Below are 26968 nucleotides of genomic sequence, written 5' to 3'. Positions count from 1 at the left end.
CGCAGGGGTGCGAAAGATGCCGGAGAAAGTCAAAGACACGATTCAGAAAAAGAACCGAAAGGGCGGTTTCGCCGGGTATTTTTCCAATATCCGTGTCTACAAAGAGGTGCTTCACCTCTATGGCGGCAAGGAGATGCATCGTGTCAGCCTGAAAACCAAAGACCCAAAAGACGCCGAAAGGAAAATTCGCGCGCTTCGCACCATCATGGATGCACAAATGGCCAAGGCGCGAAGCGAGGCCGAGTGGAAGCGATTGGCAGAAGTTCTACCTTCGGATCAACGAAAGTTGCTGGAGGATGCAGGTGGCGTCGACGAACTCGCCAAGAAGTTCGAAGCAGGGAAAGTTGCCCTACAGTTTATGAAGGCCGCCACGCCACAAGAAGAAAGTTTCGATGTCGAAGGTGGGGACGTCGATTACCTGCGAGGTGAAGGGTGTGTATTTCAGCGATCAAATCCGGTGCGCAAGGTGCCGCTGGATGAAGAAACAGCAGAGTCAATTCATCTGGACCGTATAGGGCACGCTGCTGTGTTGGAAGCTATGAGGGTATCCGCTAACGCTGATGGAAAATTCTGAAACGTCTCGGACAAGCGTGTGAGTACGACTGGGCAGACATCATAGCACCAGCTAACGCAGGCGCGTGATGCCGGGTACGACATCAAGGATGAGAACGTGATTGTGGATCACGGCGTGTCAGGTATCTCCATGAAGCTGAAAGAGCGTGATCAGGGCAAACGCCTGTTCGACCTGCTACAGGCTGGCGACACGCTTCTGGTGCGTTGGGTGGGCCGCCTAGGCCGTGACTATGAAGATGTGAAGAAAGTAATTGAGGACTTCAATACGAAAGGCATAACGGTTCGCACGGTTATTAACGGCATGACCTTTGAGGCAGATCATAACCTTTCAGACCCAACCATGAAAGCAGCACGTGCTGCAATCCTCGCATTTATGGCGGCATTGGCTGAAGCTACATCTAAGAAGGAAGCGCGTCAGGCTGGCATCGCCCATGCGCTGGCGTCACCTGATGCTGACTGGAAATACAGAGGCAAGAAGCCAAGCTACACACGCGAGACGTTCGACCTAGTTCAAACCATGCTGGCGCAAGGTGGTCGCACAGTCAGCGGTATTGCCAGAGAAGCTAGAGTAGCCCGTCAGACCGTCTTACGCATCAGGGATAAATCTGATGCCTGCGAAGCTACGTTACAGCGCTGGGGGATGTAATCCGACGCTGACGCGTTCAACCACCAATACCCGACGCCACCACCACACCACACAGAAGCTCACTGATCATGGAACAATCCGGGTCGGTGTGTTGCGGTGGACTGCGTCAGCAGTCTAACAAGGGAGTCCGGGGGCTCCTTTTGGGGGCCTATCTCAATCTACTCGGAACGGGTCAGTGGCTACCAGCGCCTGATATTGTACGTTTTCTAACCCTAAACTACTTCCATGCTCTCTAATGTGATTGGGGCTAGTAAATTTTTCCATTTTTATTAAAAAATGGCCCTATTAGGGCAGTCCTTCTTACATTGAATCTTTTCGTGCCGAATTTGGGGGGGAGTATGTTCGAAAGCATTCGTTCATTCAAATTGCAGCGATTGGCGGTTGTGAGCCCACTCAGGACATTGAAGACAGGGCTGGAACTGGAAGATGGCCTATTTGAAAACCGCTGCATATCGCGGTGCAAAGAATGTCACAAATGCCTTCACTTCGGGGCGGCGATATGCCTCCGGAGCAATAAGCATCAGGTGTTGCCTGGACAGTTCTTCGATCGGGCCGAAACAGCGAATCAATGTATCATCCATTTCCGCTAGCTTGTCGTTCATGAGGCCCAATCCGTGCCCCGCTTTGATTGCGGCATGCATCAGGTCGATTTCGCCGAACGACATGACTATATCGTTCTGCGAAACATGACGACTGAGCCAATCGTGCAATGCAGCGGGCACATCGTCACGCTTGAACGTCACAAATTGGTGACCACTCAGTCTGTCGCAATCGGCTGGTAACCCGTGTTTGTCGGCGTAGCTCCGAGCACAATAGAGCGACCACCGCGCGGTGCTGATTTTCCGACAGATGAGATTCTGTTGCGGCTCGTTGCTAGTGATGCGTAATGCGATATCGGCTTCGCCACCTTCAAGGCCCAGAACCTTCACGCTGGGTACAAATTCAAAGGCTATGTTGGGGTTCAACGCAGAATACTCACTGAAGATTTCAGTTACGCGAGGTGAGAAATTTCCGGAATATGCCGTGACGCGAATGGGCCGCATTTCTGTAAGTTCATTCGCTTTCTCTGAAAATTCCGACGCTGCTTTTTCGATGGCCTCAGCGAATGGCACAAGGCTGCGTGCAATCTCTGTCGGTTTGAAGCCGCGCGTGTCGCGCTCAAACAAGGTTAGTCCAAGTTCGTTTTCCAGCACGTCAATACGCCGGGCTACCGTTGGCTGGGCCACGTTCAATATGCGCGATGCCGCCAGCGTTGATCCTTCCCGGAAAACCGCCAGAAACATTCGGACATCTGACCAACTGCGAAAACCGTTCTTCATTTTTGTAGAACAGCACAATATCAAACGTAATTCTAGAGATATGGCTCGGCGGGTAACTTCAAAGGTGACATTTACCAACTGAAGGAACAAAGCCGTGACATCTAAAGTTATCCCTTTTCCTGCGCTCCAGACCTACTTTGGCTCAATTTGGGAACGCTTTTCTGCATCTTTCAGCAGTTCTCCGATTTCAGGCGAAGCGCTGGAAGATACGCGCAACAGACGAGAGTTCATCCACGAAATGCTGAACCGGAATCCGGACGCCTCTAAGGGTGAGTTGGATGTTCAAAGCATGATGCAGATCTATCCCGGTCAATTCTGAGTGACTGTCGGCGAATCGCGTCAGGTGACAAAACCAAACCTACACGAAGAGGGGTAAACGGAGCTCTGGTTGAGCGGCAGTTTTCTCCGGAGGCTGTGTTAAAACTCCCTAAACGCCAAACTTCAAAGAATTTCGTTCCGGCAGAAGCCTGCTCATCCGCGTTCTTAGGAACAAAGTCCTGCAAAACTCAGAGAATGGAAATGGTGTCCTCGTCGATCTTGCCTTGGCGGAGTTTTCACACACCCTCTCCGCGTTGTGTGAGCTCGCCGGTGGCGCAGCGAATGGCAGCCCATCCTAGACCGACCGTTCGGGTCGTTCGCGGCGAAATCCCGGTGTGAGCCCACTTTTCCGGATGCTGCACCTGGCACGAATGTCGGCTTAGTCGTGATCAGAGGGCGCCGTCAGTATTCTGGCATTCCGGCGGCTTCCATTGCGACCAGCCAACGCTCCAGCGATCCTGGGGCTGTCCACATACCGGTATTGATGTCCCGTTCCTTCGATACCGTCCAGGTCGGGTTTTCCGTAAGGTAATCCCCCATAACGTCAGTTGCCTTTTCAAGATTGCCCAAGCAATGGTGAATTGCCGCAAGTATCTTGTAGGCGGCAACCGGCATGGAAGGCGCCGATTGAAAAGCCTCCAGTGCTTGATCGCATTCTTCGATCTGCCATAGCGCCGTGGCTTTCGCCCATTGGACGTTGAACCCATAGAGTGGGTCGATATTCTCCATCGTTTCGATCACTTCCAAAGCCTCATCGGTCTTGCCGACATAGACCAGCGCATCAGCCAGTCCTCCGGCCACTATCGACGACGACGGATTCAATTCGACCCCGCGCCGGAAGGCGCCGATTGCTGCCTCGACATCGCGGTTGAACATCAGAGCACGCCCCAGGGCGTGATAGGCGAAGAAATTGTTGGGATCGAGTTCGACCCCCCGACGGGCGAGCTCCAACATGCGTTTGCGCGTTGCCGTTTCGTCGCCTTCAATCCATCCGAAACGCATCCCGACACGCAGCGAAATTGCCTGACCGAGATACCCCCAGGCCGAATTGGGGTACGTTTTGATAGACTTTTCCTGCTCTTCAATATTCTTCAGAAGGTTTTCACGCGTAAAGCTTCGCATGATCCGGCTTTGCGCTGCATTGGCGATCATCAGTGCGCTGACGTCACCGGCGGTCATGCTTGCTTCGGCGGTATCGACCACCTTGATCCCGACGGCATTGGCGATCTTCCGGCTTATCCGGCTGTTCGTTTCAAGCAATGCACCCAGAGGCACATCGATCTCCTCCGCCCAAATATGGGCTTCGGAGGTGCCATCGATCAATTGCGCGGTTATCCGCAATCGTGATCCGTCATATTGCTGGCTGCCTTCAAGTATGAAATCGGCGCCCAGTTGCTCTGCGATTTGCAAGACGCCTTGATTTGTGTCGCGAAACTGAAAGCTGGAGCGGCGCGAAATCACCGCTAGCTGTGGTGAATATCGTGCCAAAGCCGTGATGACGCTCTCGGCTACCGCATCGCTCAGATAGCCCTGATGTTGAGCTGTGCTGAAATCCTCGAAAGGCAGCACTGCGATCACCGGCGGCTCGGAGGGTGCGGCAGTGCGCTGCAACGCAAAAGCGAATACACAGGCCAGCACTAGAAGAGCGACAACCGGAAGCGAACCAAACTGCAACCGACCCGACGGCAGAACGTCGGGTTCGGGAAGGACCAGCCGGTATCCCTCGCGTGGAACGGTCTCAATGATGCGCTTGTCGGTATCTCCCAGAACACGCCTAATCTCGGCGATGCATTGCGCAACGCTGTCGGCTGCAACCTCGCGACCTGACCAAACGTCGTCAATCATTGCTTCGCGAGTTACCGTCTCGCCGGGATGATTGACCAGCGCGGCGAGCACTTCTCGGGATTGGTGCCGTAGCTCCAATTCCTTTCGATTCACATTGGTAACTCGCCCGGTCGTCCTATCGAAAATAGCCGCCCCGAGGTCGATTTCAGAAGATTTCAAAACTCTTCGTTTGCCCAAACGCACAATTTTAACCTCCAATTCAAGCATATAAGACGGCAAGCCGCGTGAAAATCAATTTCCGTTGCGAGGCCGATAAGGGGCAGGCCGCCCTATCGCTCAAAGGAGGAGGATCCATGAAAGTTTCGACAATGGTATTACCACTTATTCTGATCGGAGCAACCAGCGGGGCAATCGCTCAGGATCGGCATGCAAATCTGGGAGAGGTGCATTTTGAAACCAGTTGCACCGAGGCAGGAGAGGCCGCGTTCGAAACTGGTCTTTTATTGCTGCACCACATGATGTACCGCCAGTCGGCCAAGGCTTTTATGGACGCTGAAGCCGCAGACCCAAACTGCGCGATGGCACAATGGGGCATCGCCATGTCCAAGTTCCACCCACTCTGGCCCGGCGGCCCGACGCCCGAGGAAACCGCGGCGGGCCACACAGCTGCCGCCCGGCTTTCTGAAATGGATCATGGCTCTGCGCACGAAGCTGCATTCATCCAAGCCGTTCTGGCCTTCTACCAGGGCGAGGATGTGCCCTACCGCACGCGTCTTGCAGCCTGGGCCGCCGAACAGCGCGCCGTTCTTGATGCATTTCCAAAAGATCACGAAGCACGAGCCTTTGCATCGCTGGCGCAAATGACGGTGGCGCCGAAGGGACCTGATGCCGTGCCGGACCTTATCGAATCGGGTGCACGAACAGATTCGTTGCGAGCCGATGCCCCGCGCCATCCGGGGGCGTATCACTACTCCATCCATGCATATGACCATCCGGCCTTGGCCAACCGCGGTCTGGACGTGGCGCGCGGTTACGTGTCGATTGCGCCCGACGTACCGCACGCTCTTCACATGCCAACACATATCTTTACCCGCTTGGGGTTTTGGGAGGACTCCATAGCACTGAATACTCGCAGCGCAAAAGCCGCCATCGACCAATCCGTCGGCGATGCCATTTCCAACCATTACCCGCATGCAGTTGACTACGGTGTCTATGCTCATTTGCAGTTGGAGCAGGTCGACCAAGCCCAGGAAATGCTTGTCGGTCTGGAACAATCGCCCAATCTGGAAAACAATTTCGGCACTGCTTACGCCGCAGCGGCAGCGCCAGCCCGCATCGCTTTGGAGCAAAGCGACTGGGCTGCAGCTGCGCACCTGCCCAGCATGTTGCATCCAGCCGTCAGTTGGGAACGTTATCCACAAGCTGTTGCGATCCGTTGGTTCGCTATCGGAATTGGTGCGGCGCGGTCCGGAGATGGTGTTATCGCACGGGATGCGCTGGCAGAACTTGCAAAACTTGGCTCGGCGATGGAAGAAAAGCGGGGGATGGACTATTGGCTCGCGCTTCTTGAAGCTCAGAGCGAAGGCATCAAAGCCTGGGTGGCATATACGGAATGGGATAATGAGTCTGCGGTCACATCAATGCGCAAAGCAGCAGAGATCGAGGACAGGGTTGGCAAGGCCCCCGTCACACCCGGCCACGTCTTGCCTGCGCGTGAACTGCTGGGTGACTTGTTGATGGCAACCGGCGACATGAACGGAGCTGCAGAGGCTTACCAGGCCGCTTTGGCATTATCACCCAACCGCCACCGCAGTCTTCTTGGGTTGGCGAAGGCGTCAGAACAATAGGAAGGCAATCTTTCGACATTGATTACGGTTGACAGCAAGCCGGCCGTCAATCTTCGCCGGGCGGCTCGCGTTTTTGGAGGATATTCGTCGGCGGCCGACAGGCTATCCGAACCGATTGAACAATCCTCTTTCATTTCACGCTTCGAGACTGACCATTGGGGCCGCCACAAGCGCAGACCAGATATTGGAGCAAATGCAGCGAAAGCTCAGTTTGTCCGTTCAGCAGTCATTGGCGCACCGTGCAGCTATGGTCCGGAGTGAGTCCACATTGCCCGTTTTCTGCGATGCCGCCAATTTGTACTCTCTATTGGTCCATCTCAAATAGTGTTTCAGGGCGCCACCTCATTTAGGAGCGCCCCGAATGAGTGCCCAACATTAATCGACGTTAAGAGTGACGGGGCTTACCCCGCGATACGGATTATATTGCGCCAGTCCATGTCAAAGCTCTGGATAAGAGCATTGTAACCCGCGCTACCCCTTAGTGCTTCATAGGTCTTCTCAATAGAATCCATGGACGGATAGCCGACCGTAAGTGTTCGACGACCGGCCGCCGGGCCCGTCATGATAGTGCAGTAACGCAGGATCATCGCGCCGTTGTCTTCGAAATGGTGGACCTCCTTGCGCATCGCATCAAGTTTCAGATCAGCGCATCCCCAGCGGGTGACGACTCCGTAGGCCGGGACATCCGTCGATGGCTTCTTTAGGCCCAGATCTTCAATCTTCAGAATGTTTCTGAAAGTGACGGCTATCTCTCCACTCCCAGTGATCGACTTGTAAGCCGCAGATGACTGATAGACCCCGAAGGCCGCGTCAATACCATTCATTTCTTCATAAGTCTGGAAAAGAACCAGATGTCCGGTCTGCTCACCAGTCGTTAAGACTCCGAAACGCGTTGTTGCTGCTCCCGCCTTCTGTTTCAATTCCGCGGTAAGCGTTGCGAGATGCTTAAACGCTTCGCCCAGATAAGACGGCGTACAAGATGCAACCGTAACCATCATGTATTTCGGTGGCGACATAATTTCCTCCCAAAGTTCTTGGTGCCAGAAAGCTGGCTTAAAACTGTCCGAGGTAGCTTACAGTAACGCGCCTCAAGGTCGTTTTTGCAGTCCGGCTGCGTGGTCGGCCGATTATCAACAAGGTAACATATCCGTAGGTGGTGAGGCACCGAAAGCTGGCAAGCGGTAGGACGCCGACTTTCCCGAGGCAATTCTGAAGTCACGTTTTTCCGGTGAGCGGCGGCCGGTACAGTCCGTAGGAATGCCAACTGAGAGCCCTTTTCAGACACTCAAGGCCCTCGACTGAATGGCGGCTTCTCTAATTGGGTCTATCGGTCAAGCTCTTTTCCTTTGATTGATTTGGCATCGTACTTATCCGGGTCACGCTTCCCTTCGCAGTCTGTTTGGTGCCTATGCGGTACCGCTGCATGCATGTGTCGGATTGGTTGTGGAGAGCCTTGCTTCGTCTCGCGCTTCTCGGTGCGCAGCAGCCATATCCGGCTTCATCCACAGACCCCGTCCAGAAAGGACGATCCCGTTTGGTGATGTGTTGGGTCAGCTTAAATCATTTGATACCCTCCACGCCTTCCAAACGGAATTCCGTATTTTCAATCCACATACGATGCAGCAGAACCGCCAGCTTGCGCGCGACAGCAACAACAGCGCGCCGTCGTCCCTTTGTGCGCATCAAACGCATGCCCCATGACTTCAATTGTGAGGCCGCCATCGTTCGCATCAACATCGCGTTTGCGGCGGAATAAAGTGTTGATCGAACCTCGCGGTCGCCCGCTCGCGATATTCTGCCAGGATTGTCGCTTTCGCCGGATTGGTATCGTCGCGGCGTGAGACCAAAATGCGCGGCAACCGTGCGGGAACTTTTGAACCGCGAAGGATCATCTACAGCAGCTTTGAACGTGAGCGCAGCTATAGGCCCAACGCCCGGAACGGTCATAAACCGCATACAGACTTCATCGTGGCTGGCGGCGCGCTTCACGCGGCGATCCAGCTCAAGATAGTGCTGATAGAGAGCGACCCGCGCGTCCAGTTGAGGTAACAAAGCATGTGTGAGGACATCATCCATTTGGACCAAAGGCCACACAACACCGTCAAAGCTGCCATGGCTGGCGGTTTTGGGTAGGCGCAAACCAAAGATTTTCAACAATCCGCGCACTTCATTCGCAAGATCAATCGTCTTGTTGAGCAGTGCCTTTCGGCTGCTCAAGAGAGCCCTTTGGCCATGCGCCTCGCGGCTCTTCATATGAACCGGGTTGAACCATCCCGTGCGCAGAATCTGAGCGATCCCTCGCGCGTCGTTCTTGTCGGTCTTGTTGTGCATCGCTGAAAGGGCCGCATTCACTTGCCGCGCTTCCATGTAAACGACAAAAAAACCTCGGCTTGCAGACCAACCTCGGCTTGCAGACCAAAGAATAAATGTTGGCTCATCGTACCTGCCTCAAAACCGATCCGTTCAATCGGATGTGTAAATTCCCTCAGGCAGTTTGAAATATCACCAACTTCACAAGCAAGCTCGCGTTCAAACACAACTTTTCCCTAGGTATCGGCGATGCAAACCGCGCACGAGCGCAGCGACACATCCAATCCAGCATAATATTCCATCTTCAATCTCCCTTGTTCACAGATACCCTGTGATCCTATCGGGAGCTCGACCTCAGAACAGAGGCAGCCCAATTACGCATGCTTTACCATGACAAACGATCTCACAACCTGCAATTAGTGGTCAGTTTTGCGTATAGGGTACTGTGATTGTCAGCCTGCCATATGTTTGACCAAGGCGGTCAGTTGCTTTTCGCCTAAACCTTCGTCCCAAGCGGTCTTGGTTCGCTCGTAAATGAGCTGAATAAATTCAGCCGGTGCGTCGAGCGACTGAAACGTTTTCAAAGCATCTTCTTGCGCCAATGCATAGATTTTCAATGAAGCTTCAGCATTATCATAATTTTCTGCCGGAACAGTCTTGGCAAAAAGATCGTAGTAGTCGTTGACCAGTTTGAGGGTCGCTGGGATTTGGTCAGAAAAAACCTTCATGGGAATACCGGTTTTTTGACAGACAAGTGCTCCGTAAATCATACCAAACATGAACCCCTGCCGAACAGTGAACAGACCGGCAAACAAAGCCGCAAGCGCTGCGGGCTGTTTACCGACATAGGCTGATTTCCCTCCTAACGTCCGGATGATGTCACCGTATTGATCCCACGCGTCAGCACTACCGACCGTCAGGATCGTCACATCATTTTCGCCAACACCAGACGGATAAGCGTTGATCATGCCCAGCATGTAATCTGCTCCGCGCTCTGCAAGCATCGCGACCAAAGCATCTGCATCGGACGTGTCGCCCGTGCTCATATCGCAAATAGTCTTGCCTGTAAGCGGGACGCTCAATCCACCCACCAATTCCACCGTTTCCCTGTGGCTCTTTATGCAGACTATTGTGAAATCGCTGGCAGCTACGGCTTCGTCCGCCGAGTCGAAGACCTTTGCGCCCGCCTTAGCTAACCCCTCCGCTTTGTCAGGCGTTCGGTTCCAAACGCTAATGTTGTGACCTGCCTCGAGCAGACAATGTGCCAAAGCGGACCCCATCGAGCCCAAGCCCAGTACAGCAAGATTAGTCATTATATCCTCCATTCACAGGAATCATGTTTCGCTTTTCAGCATGGACGAGAACTGCAAGTTTTCGCAGTTGTAAATCTTTCTTTGTTGTTAGATCATCTTACGTATGAATTGGCGCACGCTCCCCTCGCTGACATCCCTCAGAGCCTTTGCGGCTGCTGCCGAGTATCAAAATCTGACCAAAGCTGCGGCAGCCCTGAACGTCACGCATTCTGCTGTTAGCCAGCAAATCCGCGTGCTTGAGCGTCATCTTGGAACGCGGCTCATAACCCGCACCCAACACGGCATCTCTCTGACTTCACAGGGGGAATACCTCTCCGTCGGCCTGCTTGAAGCCTTTGCGGCGGTGGCAACTCTCACCGAGAACTTGTCGGATGCTGAAGCCGCAAGGCCATTGTTAGTGTCCGCGACGCCTATGTTTTCCAGTGCTTTCCTAATGCCGCGTCTTTCAGCTTTCATCGAGGCATATCCAGATATCGAGTTGAATCTCGATTCGACTATTGAAGCCGTTGCCCTGAAGCCCGGAGGCGTTGATCTGGCAATCCGATATGGAACCGGGCAGTGGCCCGGGCTAAACGCGCAACTTTTGTTACCGGGTTGTTTGACAGTTGTGGCTTCGCGGGATTTGATCGGCGATCGGGTGTTTACCGATCCATCGGAGCTTCTCGACTATCCGTTACTTCAGGAGCACGCCTCCGTAGAGTTCGACTTATGGCTAGAGAAGGTAGGCATTTCAACGAATACAAAACGAAAAGTCGTCCGCATGCCGGGGAATATGTTGCTGGATGGCATTCGCCGTGGTGATGGAATTGGCGCAACGGTACCTGCTTTTATTGCGGATGAATTGAACGCAGGGAAGCTCGTAGCGTTGTTCGACGACCCCATCCCTGAGATTGGATATTATCTGGTAACGCTGCCCGGGGCCATTCGCCCGATCCTGATCCTGTTCATGCGATGGCTGCAGCATTCAATGACCGAATACGAGCAAAGCCTGTTTCGTTGGAAGCCAGCCCATTTGCTGTAAGCTTCGCTAGAGCTGACTTTCGTAAAGGCAACTTCGTCCTGCATAAGAGCGTTTCCGCTGATGATGTTGAGAGCTTTTCAGTCGCCCCATGCACGAGCTCACAGACGTTTCATGCAGCCATAAAGTAGGGCTCGGAAAACACTTCCGAGCCCTGTCATTTGAGAAAATCGATTTCTTAGTTAGAAAAAATCGTTGGCCTCACTAAAATCATCGAAGTTACCTGCGTGGTCTTCAAAACTTCCACCGTGGTCCTCAAAACTTGCACCGTGGGTGCCAAAATTTCCACGTTCTTCGGCCATAGATTCTTGCGGCAATTCAAGGAGGTCATCTTCAAAGTCATGAGCGGGAGGTGTCGGTAGCGCCGCAAGGATTTCTTCGACACTCGGAACCGTCGCATGTCCATCCGCTACAGCAGGGATTGTTTCACCGGGAATGATACCTGCGGCAGTGTCCGGAAGTTCCAAGCCTGCCTTTTCCGCTGCAACTGTTTCTGCCGGAGATGCTATTTCGAAAGGCGCTGTGCGTTCCATGCCCGCCATCGCACCCTCAGGCAATTCCCCGGGCTTGTCACCATCTACTGGAATCTCTGCATTCTCGTTCGCCACGACTGGAACCGTTTCGCGGGGGATAATATCTGCGGCTGATGCCGGAAGCTCGAAATTGTCGACGGCTTCAAATGCTTCACCTGCACGAGGTGCCGCATTGATTGGTAGTGCTCTATTGATACGCGCCATGTGTTTTACCTCTATTGTTTCTTATTCGCGGCCAATAATAGCAATTGCGGCTAATTTTCGGCCAAATCGTTTACAATCCAGCCGATAGAAGGGGATTGAAACGATGGCAGGCGCATATCTATTCTTCAAGCGCGACTATTTCATTGGCGCCAATTGGAGAGATTACAGGCGAAAAATCCGCTTTCCATCATTTTCAAACTGAACAAAAATTGTGAAAAATGTATATGCTGATTTGAAGGTAACTGAATTTCTCGCGGCCCCTAAGAACTTCAATAGAGGGGGTCTTATATGTTGTGTGCAGTTTAGAGTTTCGTAAGAAACTGTTTTCTGCGGTCAACGACGTTCGCGTCGATTGGGAGACTCCTGAAGTGACGGTATTGATTGAGGCCAACGGCGCGATATTGGACTGAAGTGCTGGTTGGAAAAAAAGATTTAGATTTTTTCCAGATGCACCTATATCGCGCCGTGGGCTGCCACTGCTTGCAGCCTTGCTACCCGGCGAGCCGGAAGTATTCAGCCTCAAAATTGTTTTCCATGCCAGTCCCGCAAAAAGCCATTTCCATATTGGACGTGCCCGAAATCGTGCTTGCAGAGATTATAGACGCGCCTTCGATGCCATTTGCTTCGGCAGAAAATTCAACGTCACCTTTTGCAATAATCTGACCACCAAACATCTTGAGCCCAGCGGCAAAATCCATACCACCTAAGCTGAGAAGCTGCGCGCCACCACCTTCGGCACAATTGTCGTCACGGCCAATCTGAAATGAAGCCGGACTGTTCATCGACGTCGCACCTGTATGTGTTGTTGCGATAACGACATCTTGTAGGATCGTACCAGCCCCAAATTTAATCTCGCAATCTGAGACAAAAACAATCTCGGTCAGCGGTACAGTTGGGCTGATTGTTACCTTACCTGCACCGGTACAGTGCATGGTGTGAATGCGACCAGGAATGAAATCGTCTTCGTCCAACGTGTGACCACCTGATATAACCACGGGTTCGTCAGATGTGATGTAGTCCGGAATATATTTGTCATTCCCGACTTCCAGACCAGCAATGATGCCTTGCAGCTTGTTGATAATCCGCAGCCGATAAACGCCCGAGCGCAGCGCTGCCTGCAAGCCGTCGTTGTTTTCAAAACCTGATTGGGGCAGGTCGATTTCATCCATGTTGGGCATGGATACGACCGTACCGGGTTCGAAAGTGTTGTTTAAGTTAACGGACACATATTCGTTTGAATGGATGCAGAACCCGTTTGAGTAGCCATTATTACTCTGGATATCGACAACGTCATCAGCGACAAAACCTTCGCGGAAACATGTCGGCTTATAAGTCGTAAATACAGCCGAGGTAATCACGTCCCAATCACTTTTACCCGCAAATTGAAACAGGTAGCTGGCAATGCTGTTTGAGCGTTCTGACAAGCGTCTGGTTGTCACCATGACGGCGGTTCTGGAAGTGCTGTCAGCACTAAAGGCCTGTGCGTCAAAATCCCATGTGCCAAATTGCACATCATCGGTTGAAAGAACCTCTCCATAGACCAAAACGGGCATTCCCGCTGAAGCAAGCTCTACGGCCTTTGCTTTCGCCGCGTCTTCGTCATTTGTGTCCCGGAAATATAGAGCAGCATGCGCTGCAGTATCTGCAGCAACCTGCAATTGGTTGCGCGCGGCCATAAGGTTCGCAACATCAACCGCAACAGCGCTTACAAAAATCATGACAACAAAAACAAAGAGACCAAAGATAGTCATGGCGCCGTTTTCATCTGTAAGAAAATTGAACTGGAATTCTTGATCGCTCTCAGATGAAATGTACATTTTCAATACTCCACTAGGTGGCGCGCTCTGACATAGACATTTTGCCCTGTAAGCGCAGAGATCATGTTGATCGATGTTAAATCAGAAGTGGGGATCGTGATTTGGCTTGTTACCGCGCCACTTGCGATTGTCGAAGAAACTGTTGCGTTCGGCGACATGCCTGAAAGTGCGCTGGTGAGAAAAGCCTCTACTTCCGCTTCGGTTTCCAGACGGCCCACAGACAGGCTGCGGTTTGCGTCCTGAACGATGCGGTAAGCCTTATTTTGACCAAAGAAAATAAAGGATGCGTCCGTCGCCAATGCAATAAACGCAATGAAGACTGGCAGCCAAAGGACGGCTTCTATTGTCGCTGTACCGCTCTCACTTTTTCTAAAAGCAGCTAGAACCCTGATTAGTACCGTTTGCATCTGCTCACCACCCCTCAGTGTGCTCAGAATGCCCCCAAGTTGCCATTATTTCGAACTTATCAGGGTTTTTTTGTGACCGAACTGTGTCAGAATTGTGATTTGTTTCAATATTGGAAGTAGTAAGAAAGGTTCGAGCTTGTTGATGCTAAATGCGAAACTTCCGGGAGATACACATTGCAATATGATCAATTATTAGTTGAATACGTTAAGAACACCATCAGGCTGCTATCAGCTTCTGATCACCTACGCTTTGGCTTAAATCATCCGATTGGATGACGGAGCGCTTTAACAGATGCGCTTCATGCTTCGTAACCGTCGGCAATGCGGTCGATCCGTAGTTATCAATACTATGTCCCTGTTCCTCTAGTATTTGATCTAGTTTGTTCCGTTCATCCTCAGTCAGACTAGCAATGGCTGTGTCTCCGGGGAATAGGCTTTCCGTTTCCAAGCCGTTTGCCAACACGACGTCGTGCTGATCAAAAAGGAGGTGAAAATACTCTATGTTGCGAAACCGAGCTGATCGAGAAGTTGTTTGATTTTGCACTACATGCTTCGTAGCTGCGAATACTTCAACTTCACCAAAATACAATTCCACTTCCCATCCGCGCACGACAATTCTGTGCAAGGGAGAGAGCCACAAATCTGCAAAAGGTTTGTTATTCCCAAAGCTCCCTTCCGGAACTCGTATTGGTCGATACTTCGGTTCCAACATCAGGTTCGTGGGGCTAAGCTTGCGTGAAGAAACCCACCTGAGAGCAATCTGCTTTCCCTTGGAATTCGTTACAAGGTCACCCGCACGCAGAGTTTCAACGGGAACTTCACCCTTGGGCGTACGGATGTAAGTGCCTCGTAAGAAACAGATCAGCACATCCGTTCCGGATACTACACCTTCAATAGCATGTGCACCGTTCGGGAAGTCATCCATGGTCGCAAGAGAAGTTGTTCCGTTCGTCAGAAAAAAATACCTTTGACCATCTTCAGTGGTGACAACAACAATTTCTTCACCTCTAAGGTCTTCCCCGTTCACATTCGACAATTTGTTTGTGGAAGGGAGCAAACCGGAAAACTCGACTGTGAAATTCATCTCGACACCATCAACTAAGACAGTGGTATCGGGGTCCTGCGCACCATTGTTGTAGTCAAGAACAATGTCACCAGTTGGTCCGCTTGTGAAAACAAGCTCGGTTGTAGGAGTTGTATTGGTACCTTGAGCATTCAGGGAACCATTGTTTGCTGACGCACTATCTCCGCGAGCATAAAAAGTCATTGATGTCATTAACGCGCTCCGCGATACCCAAAGAACTTGTACTGGCACCTTGTTTACAAACTTAGTTACCGCCAACAATCTTGGAGCATCGTGGTATTTGAAAGGCAATAATGCGGAACATTGGAGATTGAAAAGTGATTTGGGGAAAAGAAATCTAAAAAACCGCAAAGTTCTCATTTTTTGTGTCACACATAGCGTCACACAATTATGTGTGACGCATCTCAAATAATCCTTATTTTTAATGAGTTACGAGAAATAGTTGAGTATCGAGTCTTCTCGACCGCACCATCAGATGACGGATAAATTCGAGTGACTTTGCGGGTTTCGTTCCCGGTTTCAATCGGATTTGGTTGGAGCGAATCTTTCAAAATTTAGAGGCTGCATGGCCAAGAATGTGACAGTTACATTAAAGCCAGCCATGGCAGTGTTGACACCATAGACGAATACCTTTCAAGCAAAAGAGGCGAGTCAGAACCGTAAGCAACCCATCGCCCAGAGACCCCTTGATGAGCAAACGGCTCTTTTCGTAAAGGTAGCGTCTTTTCGTTATTGCTTAGCGCCCGCGAATGCGCGGGTCGAGCGCATCACGTAGCCCGTCGCCAATGTAATTGACCGACAGCACGGAAAGCGAAATCGCGAGGCCCGGCAATATAACGCGTTCGGGGTACTGTTGCAGGTAATCTGTGCTGTCAAACAACAGCCGTCCCCAAGTCGGGAAGTCTGAGGGGAACCCCAGACCAAGGAATGACAAAGCACTTTCCGTAATAATTGCATTTGCGATTCCCAACGTTGCAGACACCATGATCGGGGACAAAACATTCGGCAGGATATGCCGCATGATCATCTTCACATTGGGTGTTCCGATTGAGCGCGCTGCCAGCACAAATTCCCGTTCTTTGAGGGCAAGGACATCACCACGTACAATCCGGGCGGTCTGCATCCAGCTTGTAATGCCGATAACGACAACAATCAGAATGAATATCCCGGTTTCCGGACCAAAGGCAGACCGCAACGGGTCACGAAACAGCATGATGATAACAAGCAAGAGAGGCAGTAATGGCAGCGCGAGAAACAGGTCTGTAAACCGCATCAGAATACCATCAAGACGCTTATAGTACCCGGCTACGACCCCGACGAGTGTTCCGAAGAACAACGACAGCAGCATTGCGGCTATTCCAACCGCAAGCGATGTCTGGCCTCCTTTCAGCATCTGCGCGAAAAAATCCCGGCCAATGCGGTCTGTACCGAAAGGGTGCTCCAGACTTGGGGGGAGGTTACGTGCGCGTGCATTCGTTGCTTCGTAGTCCAGCGTCCAAACATAGGGCCCAAGGAAAACGACAAGAACGAGAAGGAGAAAGAAAACTGCGCCAATCAGCGCGCCTCTGTGGGTTTTGAACTGATCCCAGACATCCCACCATTGACTACGAGAGGCGCCTTCTTCGATTTGTGCAATATCAGTCATAGCGGATCCTCGGGTCCAGAATGCCGTAAAGTATGTCGGCAATCAGGTTGAAAACGATGATCAGCACCGCAAAGATCACTGTAAGGGTCTGAACGGTGGGCAAATCGTTTGCCTGAATGGCAGATATCAGCATCTGACCCAGACCATTCACCTTGAATACCTGTTCCGTAATGATGGCGCCGCCAAAGACCTGTGGCACACCAAGCGCGATGACTGTCACAACGGGGATCATCGAATTTCGCAGCACATGCACCAGTACAACCACCCGTTCGGAGAGGCCCTTTGCGCGTGCCGTGCGTACATAGTCCTGATTGAGATTGTCGAGCATTGAGGCCCGCATGAAACGGCTGATTTGGGCTGCGTTGTAAAGTGCAAGCACCGAGACAGGCATGATCATCTGCTTAAGCTGAAATACGAAGCTGGACCAGTCGCTTACGACATGTGTTGTGTCATAGATTGACGGGAACCAACCCAGATTTACCGAGAAGATTACAATCAGCAGAACGCCGGTAAAGAAGGTCGGAACCGAGAAACCGATCATCGACACAAACGTGCCCAACTGGTCGAACAGGGAGTATTGCTTGTAGGCAGAGATGATACCAATCGGAAGCGCTATCAGTGTGCCCAGCACATAAGACAGGCCAACCACCCATAGGGTTTGCGGCAAGCGCTGAACAACAACATCCATGACGGAACTGCGCCATTGCCAGCTGATCACACGCAGCTCGCCTTCGGCAAATCCGGTTCCAAAAATATTATCAATCAAGTTTAAGGGTTCGATCCAGAAAAACTGGGTCATCCATTTGAAAAAACGGATTGGCAAAGGTTCCCCAAGGCCCAGAGCCTCGCGCATTTGTTGTTTCACTTCCGGTGGGACGGTTAGGGGCACATTGGCCATTGGGTCCCCCGGTGCCAGTTCCAGCAACAGGAAGATCACAAGCGAGATAAGAAGAAGCGTCGGAATCGCAACAAGCAGCCGACGGATCGTATAGTTCAGCATGAAAGCCTCGGGCGCGCTAGGAACATCATAAGCGTAAAGGCAATGAGCCCCGCGCGTAGGCGGGGGCTCATCGCATCGTCATTCTGTTTAGTTGCTTACGCGATGCCAGTCAGCAGCATTCCACAGCTCGCTGTCCCAAGGGTTCATAACGACTCCACCCAATGCATTTGAGTGACCAGCCACACGACCGCGGTGAACAAGCGGAATTATAACATAATCCTGCATCAGCATATCGTTTTGCCTTTTGGCTATAGCTGCGCGGTTTTCAATGCCTGCCGTTCCGGCAAACTCAGCAACCAAAGCATCATACTCCTCCGAACAATAACGTGGCATGTTGTTGCCTTGCCATTGTGTTTCAGGGCGCGGAGCCTGCTTGCATTCCCAGTTCGCCATGTAGCTTTCCGGATCTGTGCCATCGAAGTTGTTTGTGTACATTTCGACATCGGCAAAGAACTTTTGGAACGTATCAGGAGAACCCGGATCCGAGCCAAAGAACACAGATGCGTCAATGTTGCGTAGCTCGGTTTCGATACCGATTTCATCCCACCAGCCTTTGATTAGCGCCTGAAAGTCCTGCCGCACGGCGTTGGTAGAGGTTTGGTAAAGGACCGACAAACGCACGCCGTCTTTCACCCTTACACCATCAGAGCCCACTTCCCAGCCAGCGGCATCAAGAAGCGCTTTCGCGCCTTCAATATCCTGTACGAGACAGTTGTCATTTGCGGCTGATGCGTAAATCTCGGGACCAGGCAAAACATTACAGGTTGGTCGGCCTGCTGGGCCATAACCAACTTCGTTCAGAAGCTCCCGGTCAACTGACATCGACATTGCTTTGCGAACATTGATATCCGTTAAAAACGGATGTGGATGCGCTGCTGTGCCACGCTCATCACCCAAATCAGGGTTCACATCGGTCATGTTGACCATGATCCGTTCAACGCTGGTACCATAGGCTGAAACTACAGTTCCTTTACCTACAGCTTCCATCCTTGCAAGCACGTCAGGTGCAAGTTGAAGGTTCCATGCGTAGTCGAATTCTCCGGTTTCAAAAACTGCCCGGGCAGCCGATGTTGCATCGCCACCACCTTTGAAGATCACGGTTGCAAACGCAGGTTTTGCAGGGTCACGGTAGTTTCCGTTCGCTGCAAGCGCTATCACGTCATTTGGACGAAACTCCGTCACTGTGAAAGGGCCTGTGCCGACGGGATTAAAATTTGCGTCAGTGCATTCAGGTGCACGTGGGCCAAGGCAGTCAGCAAACTGCGCGGCCTGAATGATAGGTGCCTGCGCGCCAACGAAGGGGCCATATGGGAAGGGCTTTGGCGCATCAAAACGAACAGTTACGGTCCGCTCGTCGACGATCTCAACATCCACGACGTTGTTGAATTTTTCGCTTTGGGCACAACCACCGCCGTCAGCGGTACAATACTGCCAGGAAAAACGAACGTCTTCAGAGGTCACAGCAGATCCATCGGACCATACCAGCCCCTCTTTGAGGGTCCAGGTTATTGATGTCAAATCTTCAGAGACGCCACCGTTATCTACGGTTGGAACTGCTTCTGCCAGCCACGGGACCATAGCGCCGGTTTCGTCATACCGGGCAAGTGGTTCAATAACGAGGCTCGCCGCCTCCAGTTCTTTCGTACCACCCGATAGATAAGGGTTCATGATCGAAGGCGCTTGCCAATAGATAATGTTAAGCTGGCCGTCCGAGCCTCGCTCGGCCATGGCCATCGGGGCCAGGGCAAATGCGGCGGCAGCGCCCAGTAGGGTTGCTTTGAGGTTCATTCTTCTCTCCTTGTTGGATGATGCGGCCCTTTAAAGGGAAGCATCAGAAGTTGTTGCAGGCACGGTTTTTCCTCGTTGTGAGCGTTGGCTCTTTGGGAAATTTACCAGGCAGGCATGGCAACAGTTCAGACAAATCCAGTTGAAAAAGCAAGCGGCTAAAAAGAAATTGACCAAAAAGGCAAGAAAACAAGAGCGTTTGAGCGAGCGCTAACGCTAAATGACAAAGACAATAGGTCCTGATCGGGCCAAGTGACCGGTGGTAAACTCAAAATAATCCCGAATCTTATCTCTCCTTTGAGACGCCAAGGTGTTTGACAGCTTTGCAAATTGGCGCGTAGCGTGCTTTCAGAAGAAGAACAGGGAGCTCGCCCGAAATGCTGGATCAACCGCTTGTAGACGTGAAAAATTTGCGGGTCGAGTTTGAGACGTCTAGTGGTATGGTTGTTGGCGTCGAAGATGTCACGTTTCAGATCAAACCGGGTGAAACCCTTTGTATCGTGGGTGAATCGGGATCAGGGAAATCCGTTTCTTCCTTGTCGCTGATGCGCCTTGTGGAGTTTGGCGGCGGCGAAATTTCCGGTGGCACACTTCTGTTCAAACGCAGCGAAGATGAAACCGTAGAACTATCGCAGGCTGATTCTGACAAGATGCGCGATATTCGCGGCAACGAAATCGGGATGATCTTTCAAGAGCCGATGACCTCGCTCAATCCGGTGTTTACTGTCGGGCGCCAACTGACCGAAGGCCTGAAATTGCACATGGGCATGACCGACGCAGAAGCAAAGGCACGTGCGATCGAACTGCTACGTCAAGTGCGGATTCCAGAACCTGAAAGCCGGGTAAACCAATATCCCCACGAACTTTCCGGTGGAATGCGCCAGCGTGTTGTGATTGCGATGGCGATGGCGTGCGAGCCGAAACTGCTGATCGCGGACGAGCCGACAACTGCGCTTGATGTGACCATTCAGGCAGAGATCCTTTCACTTATTGACCGCCTGAAGCGTGAAAATGGCATGGCCGTGTTGTTTATTACGCACGATATGGCGGTGGTCGCACAAATGGCGGATCGTGTGATCGTCATGTACCGGGGCAATATGGTCGAAGAAGGCACTGTCGAGGAAATCTTCGAAAACCCGAAAGAAGATTACACCAAGGCGCTGTTGGCGGCTGTACCAAAGCTTGGTGAGATGCGGGGTAAATCTGCGCCGGAACCAATGCGGATCATGGGGCAGGAGGCTGCAGAGGCGAAGGCACCGGCCGCCGGGGAAAACCCCGAAGTGCTGCTTGAAGTCAAAAACCTGATCACACGCTTTCCGGTGAAAAAGGGCTTGTTTCGCAGAACGGTCGCGAATGTACATGCGGTCGAAGATGTCTCTTTTTCGCTGAAGGCTGGGCAAACCTTGTCGCTTGTCGGGGAATCGGGTTGCGGAAAATCCACCTGTGGACGGTCGATCCTGCGGCTTGTTGAGCCGACATCCGGCGAGGTTTACATGGACGGGCAAGATATTCTTAGCTTGTCGACTGACGATATGCGCATGGCGCGTCGCAATATGCAGATGGTTTTCCAGGACCCGTTCGCATCGCTTAACCCGCAAGTGCGTTTGTTCGATCAGGTTGCAGAGCCTCTGCGAAATTACAAACTCGATTCGGGTTCCTCACTGACAGATCGTGTTGCGACGCTTTTTGATCGCGTACATTTACCACGCAACTTCATGCGTCGTTATCCCCACGAATTGTCCGGTGGGCAACGTCAGCGTATCGCTATTGCGCGGGCTCTGGCACTGAACCCGAAACTCATCATCGCGGATGAGGCGGTGTCAGCGCTTGATGTTTCCGTACAGGCGCAGGTGCTGAACCTGATGATGGAGCTGCAACAGGACTTGGGTATCGCGCTGCTGTTTATCAGTCATGACATGGCTGTTGTCGAACGCGTCAGCCATCATACCGCAGTTATGTATTTGGGCCGGATTGTTGAAATCGGGCCAAGAGCGCGGGTTTTTGAACACCCGCAGCACAGCTATACTCAGGCGCTTCTGTCTGCTGTTCCTGTTGCGGACCCCCGAAAGAAACTGATCGGCAAAGAGATGAACTTTAAGCCAATCCCTTCACCGATTTTTCCAGTAGGGTATGAGCCGGGGCCTTCTGTCTACAGCGAGGTTTCTCCGGGGCATTTTGTTTTGCAAAACGACTAAACCGCTCAATTTTTGATCAGAAGGATAGATTGAATGCCGATGCGAATGTCTGCGCGCGACCTGATGGAAAAGTTGGTTTCCTTTCCCACTGTCAGTCGCGATTCCAATCTTGATCTGATCGATTGGGTGGAAGATTATCTTTCATCCTTCGGTGTGACCTCGCACCGCGTGCCGAACGAGGATGGCACCAAACACAGCCTTTACGCCCTTGTCGGACCGGAAGTTGAAGGTGGAGTTGTGCTGTCGGGCCACACAGATGTCGTGCCAGTCGATGGGCAGGCATGGGACACAGACCCCTTCAGTGTTTTTGAAAAAGACGGTCGGCTTTATGGCCGTGGCACCTGTGACATGAAAGGCTTTGATGCCTTGGCGCTGGCCGCAGTTCCGCTTGCGCTGGAACGCGGCATTAAACGCCCTTTGCAAATTGCTCTGTCTTATGACGAAGAAGTCGGCTGCCTTGGGGCGCCACCGATGATCGATCATATGAAAACCGTACTGCCTTCGGCCAGTGCAGTGATCGTCGGCGAGCCTTCGATGATGAAGGCGGTAAATGGGCACAAGGGCGGCACAGGGTTTGCGGTGCATATGAAAGGCTTTGAGGTGCATTCATCGCTGATGCACACAGGTGTGAGTGCAATCATGGAAGGGGCCAGGCTGATCGAGTGGGCCAATCGCATGAATGCGGAAAATCAGGCCCGCACCCCCGGGCCATTAGCGGAAATGTTTGACCCGCCCTTTACCACGATACATGTCGGTATGATTTCAGGTGGCACAGCGCATAATATTACGGCCAAGGACTGTAATTTTGTGCTTAGTTTCCGCTGTGTTCCAGGGGACAACCAGGACGATTGGAACGCTGCCTTTATGGCAGAGGTCAAAAAGGTTGAGGCTTCCATGAAAGCGATCCACCCGGACGCGGGCATAGACGCCGAACTCTGCTTTGATGTTCCAGCCTTGAAACCCGAAGAGGCTGGTGCTTCCGAGGCGCTTGCGCGTGCCTTGACGGGGGATAACGCAACTCACGTCGTGTCTTACGGAACCGAAGCCGGACAGTTTCAGGAACGCGGGTATTCCGCCGTTATCTGCGGACCCGGTGACATCGCGCAGGCCCACCAGCCAAACGAATACATTACGATTGAACAATTCAACGCCGGAGAGCAGTTCATGCACCGCCTTGTTGACCATCTTGCTAAGGAATAACCCATGCCGATTAAGAACAGATTTGCCGAGCTTCAACCAGAAATAGCAGAATGGCGCCGCCATCTGCACGAAAACCCGGAACTGCTGTTTGACACGCATGAAACCTCGGCTTTTGTGGAAGAAAAGCTTAAAAGTTTTGGTGTCGATGAGATTGCGACTGGCATCGGACGTACTGGCGTTGTTGCTGTAATTAAAGGCAAAACCAATAATTCAGGCAGAACCATTGGGTTGCGCGCTGATATGGACGCTTTGCCAATCCTTGAAGCAACGGGGCTCGACTATGCGTCAAAGACTCCCGGAAAAATGCACGCCTGTGGGCATGACGGCCATACTTCGATGCTGCTTGGCGCGGCGAAATACCTGTCTGAAACCCGAAATTTTGACGGCACCTGTGTGGTGATCTTTCAGCCCGCCGAAGAAGGCGGCGGCGGCGGCAAGGAAATGGTTGATGATGGCATGATGGAACGCTGGAACATCGACGAGGTTTACGGCATGCACAACTGGCCCGGCGCACCGGTTGGCAGTTTTTCAATTCGTCCGGGTGCGTTTTTTGCAGCGGCTGACCAGTTTGAAATCGATGTCGAGGGGAAAGGCGGCCACGCCGCCAAACCGCATGACTGTATCGACACCACACTTGTTGCCAGTCACATCGTGGTAGCATTGCAAAGCATCGCCAGCCGGAATGTGAACCCGGTGGAACAAGTTGTTGTTTCAGTGACTTCGTTTGAGACTGAGTCAAAAGCTCACAACGTGATCCCGCAAAAAGTGAAGCTGCGGGGGACTGTCCGCACACTTGACGATGACGTTCAGGATCTGGCCGAGGCGCGGCTGAAAAAGCTTGCTGAAACCACTGCCGAAGCCTTTGGTGCGAAAGCGGTTGTCAACTATGAACGCGGCTATCCGGTGATGGTGAATTCCGAGGAACAGACTGAGTTTGCTGCCAAAGTTGCCATCAATGTGTCAGGCGATTGTGCCGATGCACCCCTTGTGATGGGGGGCGAGGATTTCGCCTTTATGCTAAATGCTCGGCCCGGTGCCTACATTCTGGTTGGCAATGGTGACACGGCAATGGTGCATCATCCAGAATATAATTTTGATGACGAAGTGATCCCCGCAGGCTGTAGCTGGTGGGCCGGGATCATCGAAAGCAGGATGCCGGCAGCTTAAAAATCAGGCGGCATCCGCTTTGGATGCTGCCCGTTTTAGCTTAGTCAGTGTATTCAACAGAAGGTGCGCCAGCCTTGTTCCAGCGAAAAAGAACAAGGTTCCAGCGCGCCTGTTCTGTGCGGGACGGGTAGAAAAGGCCGTCGGCCTGTAGCTCTCTTGCACGATCTGAAACTTTCCAACTGGAACCGGGGCTTCCATTGGCCGTTTCTTCGCGCCAATGCGCCCTGATATCAGGAAGTCTGATCTGAAACGCCTCTCTGACAGATGCTTTGCGCAGGTCCAGAATTTTTGCACCCGTAACATTGAGCGAGATGAATTCGCGCGGGGGATCGTCAGGGCGTACATAAACTTTTAAAGCTTTCGCAGCCCATTCCTTGGTCGGAGACATGTAAAGCGCAGACTGGCCATTGTAGTGAAAACGACCTTGCGGCGTTTTAGCGGCCGTGATCGGGGCATTGCGTGTGGTGCTAAAGACCAGCCGGTAAAAGACCCCGGAAACCGGGATCAGGTGCTGTGTCATCCGCCCGTATGGCTCATGTGCCGTGACATTTGCCCATCTGTGCGCTGGCGGGAATAGTCAAAATCATGACCTTTCGGCTTCAGACCGATTGCGGCACGGATCGCATCCTGTAAGGGCGCATCGTGCTCTGGGTTGGCGCGCAGAGGCTCACGCAGGTCTGCATGGCCTTCTTGCCCAAGACACGTGTAGATTTCCCCGGTGCAGGTCACACGCACGCGGTTGCAGCTTTCGCAGAAATTATGGGTCAACGGGGTGATAAGCCCAATCTTCTGGCCGGTTTCTTCAAGCCGCAGGTACCGTGCGGGCCCGCCTGTGCGTTCCGCCAGGTCGGTGGTTGTGAACCGTGTCTCAAGCTGCGCGCGTAAATCGCTGAGCGGCCAGTATTGATCAAGCCGATCCTCATTACCGATATCGCCCATCGGCATCACCTCGATAAAGGTGAGGTCCATATCACGTTCTGCACACCAGCGTGTCAGGTCGAACAGTTCAACATCGTTCACACCCTTCAGCGCAACCGCGTTGATTTTCACACGAAGTCCGGCTTTCTGGGCGGCATCTATGCCTTCGATGACCTGTTTCAGACGGCCCCAACGGGTAATCTCGGCAAATTTTGCCTCGTCCAGCGTATCGAGAGAAATGTTGACCCGTTTTACCCCGGCATTCACCAGATCCTGCGCGTATTTCTTGAGCTGCGAGCCGTTGGTTGTAAGCGTTAGCTCCTTCAGTGCCCCTGTGCCAAGGTGCCGGGACATAGAGTCGAAAAACGTCATGATTCCACGCCGCACCAGCGGTTCGCCGCCTGTAATCCGCAGTTTTTCCACGCCCAAACCGATGAACGTACTGCAAAGCCGATCAAGCTCTTCCAGTGTCAGCAGTTCTTTCTTGGGCAAAAAGGTCATATTTTCCGACATGCAGTAAACACAGCGAAAATCACAACGGTCCGTCACCGAAACCCGCAGGTAGGTGATGGCGCGCTGGAAGGGATCTATCAGTGGCGTTATCATAGCGGTAAACGTATGCGCGCGCGCGGTCGGCGGCAAGTCACTTCTTTGCGTTGAACGAATGCGTAAAGATCACTAGAAATGGAATTATGAAACAGTATCAAAATTTTGTTTGCGTTTTATCTCTAGGGTTTGGCCTTTCTGGTTGCGGCCAAGAGTTTTTTGAAATTTTTCGCGAAGACAGCTCTGCTTCGGAAGCGGGGAGCGCGCCCCGTCCTGCACCGAGGCCGGATGACACTGGGTTTGAAGACGCACGCACGCCAGAGGATTTTGATACAACCACCGCCGCAGAACGCCAGGCCGCTGCGGGGTCTGCGTCGCAGGGTGAAAGGGTGCTTGGGTCTACCGTTGTTTCGCTTGGTGATCCAACTGAAGCGGGGTTCTGGCTCAAAACACCACTTGTCAATACAGCCAGAGCGGGCCGTGTGTATTACGGTGCCAATGGGCGATCGGTGAATGTTGACCTTTTGCCAATCGACGGGGCAGGGAGCCGGATATCACTTGCGGCAATGCGATTGCTTGATGCGCCGTTGGCGAGCTTGCCTGAAGTAACGGTCTACGCACGCTGAAATTCCAACCGCATGTAATTTACAGATATTTAGCGGCTTCTTTACGCGCAAAGCTTTTCATTTCCTGACCGTGTTTTTCCAGAAACGCCTCAACACGCGGTCTGTCGTGTTTGGAAAGCTCGCGTAACCACCAGCCAATCGATTTCTGGATGAACCAGTCACGATCTGCGACGTATGCCGCAGCCCAGCCCAATACCCGGTCACGAATTGCCAGATCCTGCGGCTTTGGGTGATTTTGTTTGGTCCAGGGTAACGTGATTACCATTGCAGCGCGCCGGGTCCACATATGTTCGGATTTGGTCCAGGTCTCTACCGCTTCAATCCGCGACGGATCTGCGATCAGTCGCTTCTGCCCTGCAATACAAACATGATCGGCAAGTGCCCAGCAATCGAATTCTGGCACCCAACTTTGGATTAGCGCCCATGCTGTCTCGTCCGGGCGAAGACGGGCCTGCGTCAGCAGTTTTGCCGCAGCAATCCGCGCTTCGAAGATACCGGATTGCCAGAGCCCATCTGCAAGCGCAACACGTTCCGAAACATCAAGCGAATTGCGCCAGGTTTTTTGTGCCGCATCGATATCGGGGTTGGCGACACCCAAAAAAACACGGTCAACTTTGTGATACGCCGCCATCTGCAACGCTTTTCCAGGTTGGGAAAAAGCGCGAAGTTCTTCAAGCGCGTCCTCTGGGGTCATTTTTGGTGTTCCTGTACA

At 52.4% G+C, this 26968-nt stretch carries 23 protein-coding genes and 1 pseudogene; 9 read left to right on the top strand and 15 right to left on the bottom strand.

Annotated elements, in window-relative coordinates; translation table 11 throughout:
* Window positions 1-16 precede the first annotated feature (16 nt).
* Both MWU63_RS05885 and MWU63_RS05880 read left to right on the top strand, forming a co-directional pair.
* Window positions 17-574: a hypothetical protein gene (locus tag MWU63_RS05885; protein WP_247077236.1), complete on the top strand. Its 558-nt coding sequence runs from the start codon at window positions 17-19 to the stop codon at window positions 572-574.
* 81 nt (window positions 575-655) lie between these two features.
* On the top strand, window positions 656-1219 hold the full coding sequence (locus MWU63_RS05880; protein ID WP_348646216.1) for a recombinase family protein: 564 nt from the start codon (window positions 656-658) through the stop codon (window positions 1217-1219).
* A gap of 431 nt (window positions 1220-1650) precedes the next feature.
* On the opposite strand, the gene MWU63_RS05875 is transcribed toward MWU63_RS05880, so the two are convergent.
* Window positions 1651-2538 carry a LysR family transcriptional regulator gene (locus tag MWU63_RS05875; protein ID WP_247077234.1) on the bottom strand — a complete coding sequence of 296 codons (888 nt, stop codon included), beginning with the start codon at window positions 2536-2538 and terminating at the stop codon, window positions 1651-1653.
* 94 nt (window positions 2539-2632) lie between these two features.
* On the opposite strand from MWU63_RS05875, the gene MWU63_RS05870 reads away from it, so the two are divergent.
* On the top strand, window positions 2633-2857 hold the full coding sequence (locus MWU63_RS05870; protein WP_247077232.1) for a hypothetical protein: 225 nt from the start codon (window positions 2633-2635) through the stop codon (window positions 2855-2857).
* 401 nt (window positions 2858-3258) lie between these two features.
* Here MWU63_RS05870 and MWU63_RS05865 read toward each other — a convergent pair whose 3' ends face one another.
* Entirely contained in the window at window positions 3259-4860 is a 1602-nt protein-coding gene (locus MWU63_RS05865; RefSeq protein ID WP_247077229.1) for a winged helix-turn-helix domain-containing protein, read from the bottom strand.
* Between the two features lie 134 nt (window positions 4861-4994).
* Here MWU63_RS05865 and MWU63_RS05860 point away from each other — a divergent pair, with 134 nt between their 5' ends.
* A complete protein-coding gene (locus tag MWU63_RS05860; protein ID WP_247077227.1) occupies window positions 4995-6488 on the top strand; it encodes a hypothetical protein in 1494 nt (497 codons plus the stop codon).
* Between the two features lie 401 nt (window positions 6489-6889).
* Here MWU63_RS05860 and MWU63_RS05855 read toward each other — a convergent pair whose 3' ends face one another.
* The 3 genes and pseudogenes from MWU63_RS05855 to MWU63_RS05845 form a co-directional block, all read right to left on the bottom strand.
* On the bottom strand, window positions 6890-7504 hold the full coding sequence (locus MWU63_RS05855) for a hypothetical protein (protein ID WP_247077225.1): 615 nt from the start codon (window positions 7502-7504) through the stop codon (window positions 6890-6892).
* A 544-nt stretch (window positions 7505-8048) separates the two neighbouring features.
* Window positions 8049-9100, bottom strand: a pseudogene (locus MWU63_RS05850) (IS110 family transposase).
* A gap of 150 nt (window positions 9101-9250) precedes the next feature.
* Window positions 9251-10111, bottom strand: coding sequence for an NAD(P)-binding domain-containing protein (locus tag MWU63_RS05845; RefSeq protein ID WP_247077223.1), 861 nt, complete (start codon window positions 10109-10111; stop codon window positions 9251-9253).
* 103 nt (window positions 10112-10214) lie between these two features.
* On the opposite strand from MWU63_RS05845, the gene MWU63_RS05840 reads away from it, so the two are divergent.
* Window positions 10215-11132: a LysR substrate-binding domain-containing protein gene (locus tag MWU63_RS05840; protein WP_247077221.1), complete on the top strand. Its 918-nt coding sequence runs from the start codon at window positions 10215-10217 to the stop codon at window positions 11130-11132.
* A 179-nt stretch (window positions 11133-11311) separates the two neighbouring features.
* Here MWU63_RS05840 and MWU63_RS05835 read toward each other — a convergent pair whose 3' ends face one another.
* From MWU63_RS05835 to MWU63_RS05805, 7 genes are all read right to left on the bottom strand, one after another.
* Window positions 11312-11866, bottom strand: coding sequence for a hypothetical protein (locus MWU63_RS05835; RefSeq protein WP_247077213.1), 555 nt, complete (start codon window positions 11864-11866; stop codon window positions 11312-11314).
* Between the two features lie 491 nt (window positions 11867-12357).
* Window positions 12358-13683 carry a Tad domain-containing protein gene (locus MWU63_RS05830; RefSeq protein ID WP_247077211.1) on the bottom strand — a complete coding sequence of 442 codons (1326 nt, stop codon included), beginning with the start codon at window positions 13681-13683 and terminating at the stop codon, window positions 12358-12360.
* 2 nt (window positions 13684-13685) lie between these two features.
* On the bottom strand, window positions 13686-14090 hold the full coding sequence (locus MWU63_RS05825) for a TadE/TadG family type IV pilus assembly protein (protein WP_247077209.1): 405 nt from the start codon (window positions 14088-14090) through the stop codon (window positions 13686-13688).
* Window positions 14091-14307: 217 nt separating this feature from the next.
* Window positions 14308-15366 (bottom strand): Hint domain-containing protein, encoded by a 1059-nt coding sequence (locus MWU63_RS05820; RefSeq protein WP_247077207.1) that lies wholly within the window; start codon window positions 15364-15366, stop codon window positions 14308-14310.
* A gap of 544 nt (window positions 15367-15910) precedes the next feature.
* Entirely contained in the window at window positions 15911-16819 is a 909-nt protein-coding gene (locus MWU63_RS05815; RefSeq protein WP_213888411.1) for an ABC transporter permease, read from the bottom strand.
* The gene (locus MWU63_RS05810; protein ID WP_213888410.1) at window positions 16812-17819 is read right to left on the bottom strand and encodes an ABC transporter permease; all 1008 of its coding nucleotides are present in this window, start codon (window positions 17817-17819) and stop codon (window positions 16812-16814) included. Before MWU63_RS05810 ends, MWU63_RS05815 begins: the two co-directional genes overlap by 8 nt.
* Window positions 17820-17906: 87 nt before the next feature.
* Complete coding sequence (locus MWU63_RS05805; RefSeq protein ID WP_213888409.1) at window positions 17907-19607, bottom strand: peptide ABC transporter substrate-binding protein; 1701 nt, start codon at window positions 19605-19607, stop codon at window positions 17907-17909.
* 374 nt (window positions 19608-19981) lie between these two features.
* Between MWU63_RS05805 and MWU63_RS05800 the strand changes: the two genes are divergently transcribed.
* The 3 genes from MWU63_RS05800 to MWU63_RS05790 are packed head-to-tail and all read left to right on the top strand — an operon-like array spanning window position 19982 to window position 24166.
* Window positions 19982-21799 (top strand): ABC transporter ATP-binding protein, encoded by a 1818-nt coding sequence (locus tag MWU63_RS05800; protein WP_213888408.1) that lies wholly within the window; start codon window positions 19982-19984, stop codon window positions 21797-21799.
* A 33-nt stretch (window positions 21800-21832) separates the two neighbouring features.
* Window positions 21833-22999: an acetylornithine deacetylase gene (argE, locus tag MWU63_RS05795; RefSeq protein ID WP_213888407.1), complete on the top strand. Its 1167-nt coding sequence runs from the start codon at window positions 21833-21835 to the stop codon at window positions 22997-22999.
* A gap of 3 nt (window positions 23000-23002) precedes the next feature.
* Window positions 23003-24166: a M20 aminoacylase family protein gene (locus MWU63_RS05790; protein ID WP_213888406.1), complete on the top strand. Its 1164-nt coding sequence runs from the start codon at window positions 23003-23005 to the stop codon at window positions 24164-24166.
* A 40-nt stretch (window positions 24167-24206) separates the two neighbouring features.
* Here the strand turns inward: MWU63_RS05790 and MWU63_RS05785 are convergent, their stop codons facing one another.
* On the bottom strand, window positions 24207-24686 hold the full coding sequence (locus MWU63_RS05785; protein ID WP_213888405.1) for an RES family NAD+ phosphorylase: 480 nt from the start codon (window positions 24684-24686) through the stop codon (window positions 24207-24209).
* The gene (moaA, locus tag MWU63_RS05780) at window positions 24683-25690 is read right to left on the bottom strand and encodes a GTP 3',8-cyclase MoaA (protein WP_213888469.1); all 1008 of its coding nucleotides are present in this window, start codon (window positions 25688-25690) and stop codon (window positions 24683-24685) included. Before moaA ends, MWU63_RS05785 begins: the two co-directional genes overlap by 4 nt.
* A gap of 86 nt (window positions 25691-25776) precedes the next feature.
* Between moaA and MWU63_RS05775 the strand changes: the two genes are divergently transcribed.
* Window positions 25777-26256, top strand: coding sequence for a hypothetical protein (locus MWU63_RS05775; RefSeq protein WP_213888404.1), 480 nt, complete (start codon window positions 25777-25779; stop codon window positions 26254-26256).
* A gap of 19 nt (window positions 26257-26275) precedes the next feature.
* Here the strand turns inward: MWU63_RS05775 and MWU63_RS05770 are convergent, their stop codons facing one another.
* Entirely contained in the window at window positions 26276-26950 is a 675-nt protein-coding gene (locus MWU63_RS05770) for a DNA alkylation repair protein (protein ID WP_213888403.1), read from the bottom strand.
* Window positions 26951-26968 lie beyond the last annotated feature (18 nt).

The organism is Pseudohalocynthiibacter sp. F2068, assembly GCF_023015645.1.
In the GTDB taxonomy this organism is placed as follows: Bacteria; Pseudomonadota; Alphaproteobacteria; order Rhodobacterales; family Rhodobacteraceae; genus Pseudohalocynthiibacter; species Pseudohalocynthiibacter aestuariivivens.
Note: the sequence above shows the minus strand (reverse complement) of the source record. Positions and strands in the feature narration are given on the sequence as shown.

Coding starts and splice junctions, on each gene's coding strand:
- MWU63_RS05875 (WP_247077234.1), bottom strand. CDS start 2,538: ATGAAGAACGGTTTTCGCAGTTGGTCAGATGTCCGAATGTTTCTGGCG.
- MWU63_RS05855 (WP_247077225.1), bottom strand. CDS start 7,504: ATGTCGCCACCGAAATACATGATGGTTACGGTTGCATCTTGTACGCCG.
- MWU63_RS05820 (WP_247077207.1), bottom strand. CDS start 15,366: ATGACATCAATGACTTTTTATGCTCGCGGAGATAGTGCGTCAGCAAAC.
- argE (WP_213888407.1), top strand. CDS start 21,833: ATGCCGATGCGAATGTCTGCGCGCGACCTGATGGAAAAGTTGGTTTCC.
- MWU63_RS05775 (WP_213888404.1), top strand. CDS start 25,777: ATGAAACAGTATCAAAATTTTGTTTGCGTTTTATCTCTAGGGTTTGGC.
- MWU63_RS05785 (WP_213888405.1), bottom strand. CDS start 24,686: ATGACACAGCACCTGATCCCGGTTTCCGGGGTCTTTTACCGGCTGGTC.
- MWU63_RS05840 (WP_247077221.1), top strand. CDS start 10,215: ATGAATTGGCGCACGCTCCCCTCGCTGACATCCCTCAGAGCCTTTGCG.
- MWU63_RS05790 (WP_213888406.1), top strand. CDS start 23,003: ATGCCGATTAAGAACAGATTTGCCGAGCTTCAACCAGAAATAGCAGAA.
- MWU63_RS05800 (WP_213888408.1), top strand. CDS start 19,982: ATGCTGGATCAACCGCTTGTAGACGTGAAAAATTTGCGGGTCGAGTTT.
- MWU63_RS05830 (WP_247077211.1), bottom strand. CDS start 13,683: ATGTACATTTCATCTGAGAGCGATCAAGAATTCCAGTTCAATTTTCTT.
- MWU63_RS05825 (WP_247077209.1), bottom strand. CDS start 14,090: ATGCAAACGGTACTAATCAGGGTTCTAGCTGCTTTTAGAAAAAGTGAG.
- MWU63_RS05845 (WP_247077223.1), bottom strand. CDS start 10,111: ATGACTAATCTTGCTGTACTGGGCTTGGGCTCGATGGGGTCCGCTTTG.
- MWU63_RS05770 (WP_213888403.1), bottom strand. CDS start 26,950: ATGACCCCAGAGGACGCGCTTGAAGAACTTCGCGCTTTTTCCCAACCT.
- MWU63_RS05885 (WP_247077236.1), top strand. CDS start 17: ATGCCGGAGAAAGTCAAAGACACGATTCAGAAAAAGAACCGAAAGGGC.
- MWU63_RS05810 (WP_213888410.1), bottom strand. CDS start 17,819: ATGCTGAACTATACGATCCGTCGGCTGCTTGTTGCGATTCCGACGCTT.
- MWU63_RS05805 (WP_213888409.1), bottom strand. CDS start 19,607: ATGAACCTCAAAGCAACCCTACTGGGCGCTGCCGCCGCATTTGCCCTG.
- MWU63_RS05815 (WP_213888411.1), bottom strand. CDS start 16,819: ATGACTGATATTGCACAAATCGAAGAAGGCGCCTCTCGTAGTCAATGG.
- MWU63_RS05835 (WP_247077213.1), bottom strand. CDS start 11,866: ATGGCGCGTATCAATAGAGCACTACCAATCAATGCGGCACCTCGTGCA.
- moaA (WP_213888469.1), bottom strand. CDS start 25,690: ATGATAACGCCACTGATAGATCCCTTCCAGCGCGCCATCACCTACCTG.
- MWU63_RS05860 (WP_247077227.1), top strand. CDS start 4,995: ATGAAAGTTTCGACAATGGTATTACCACTTATTCTGATCGGAGCAACC.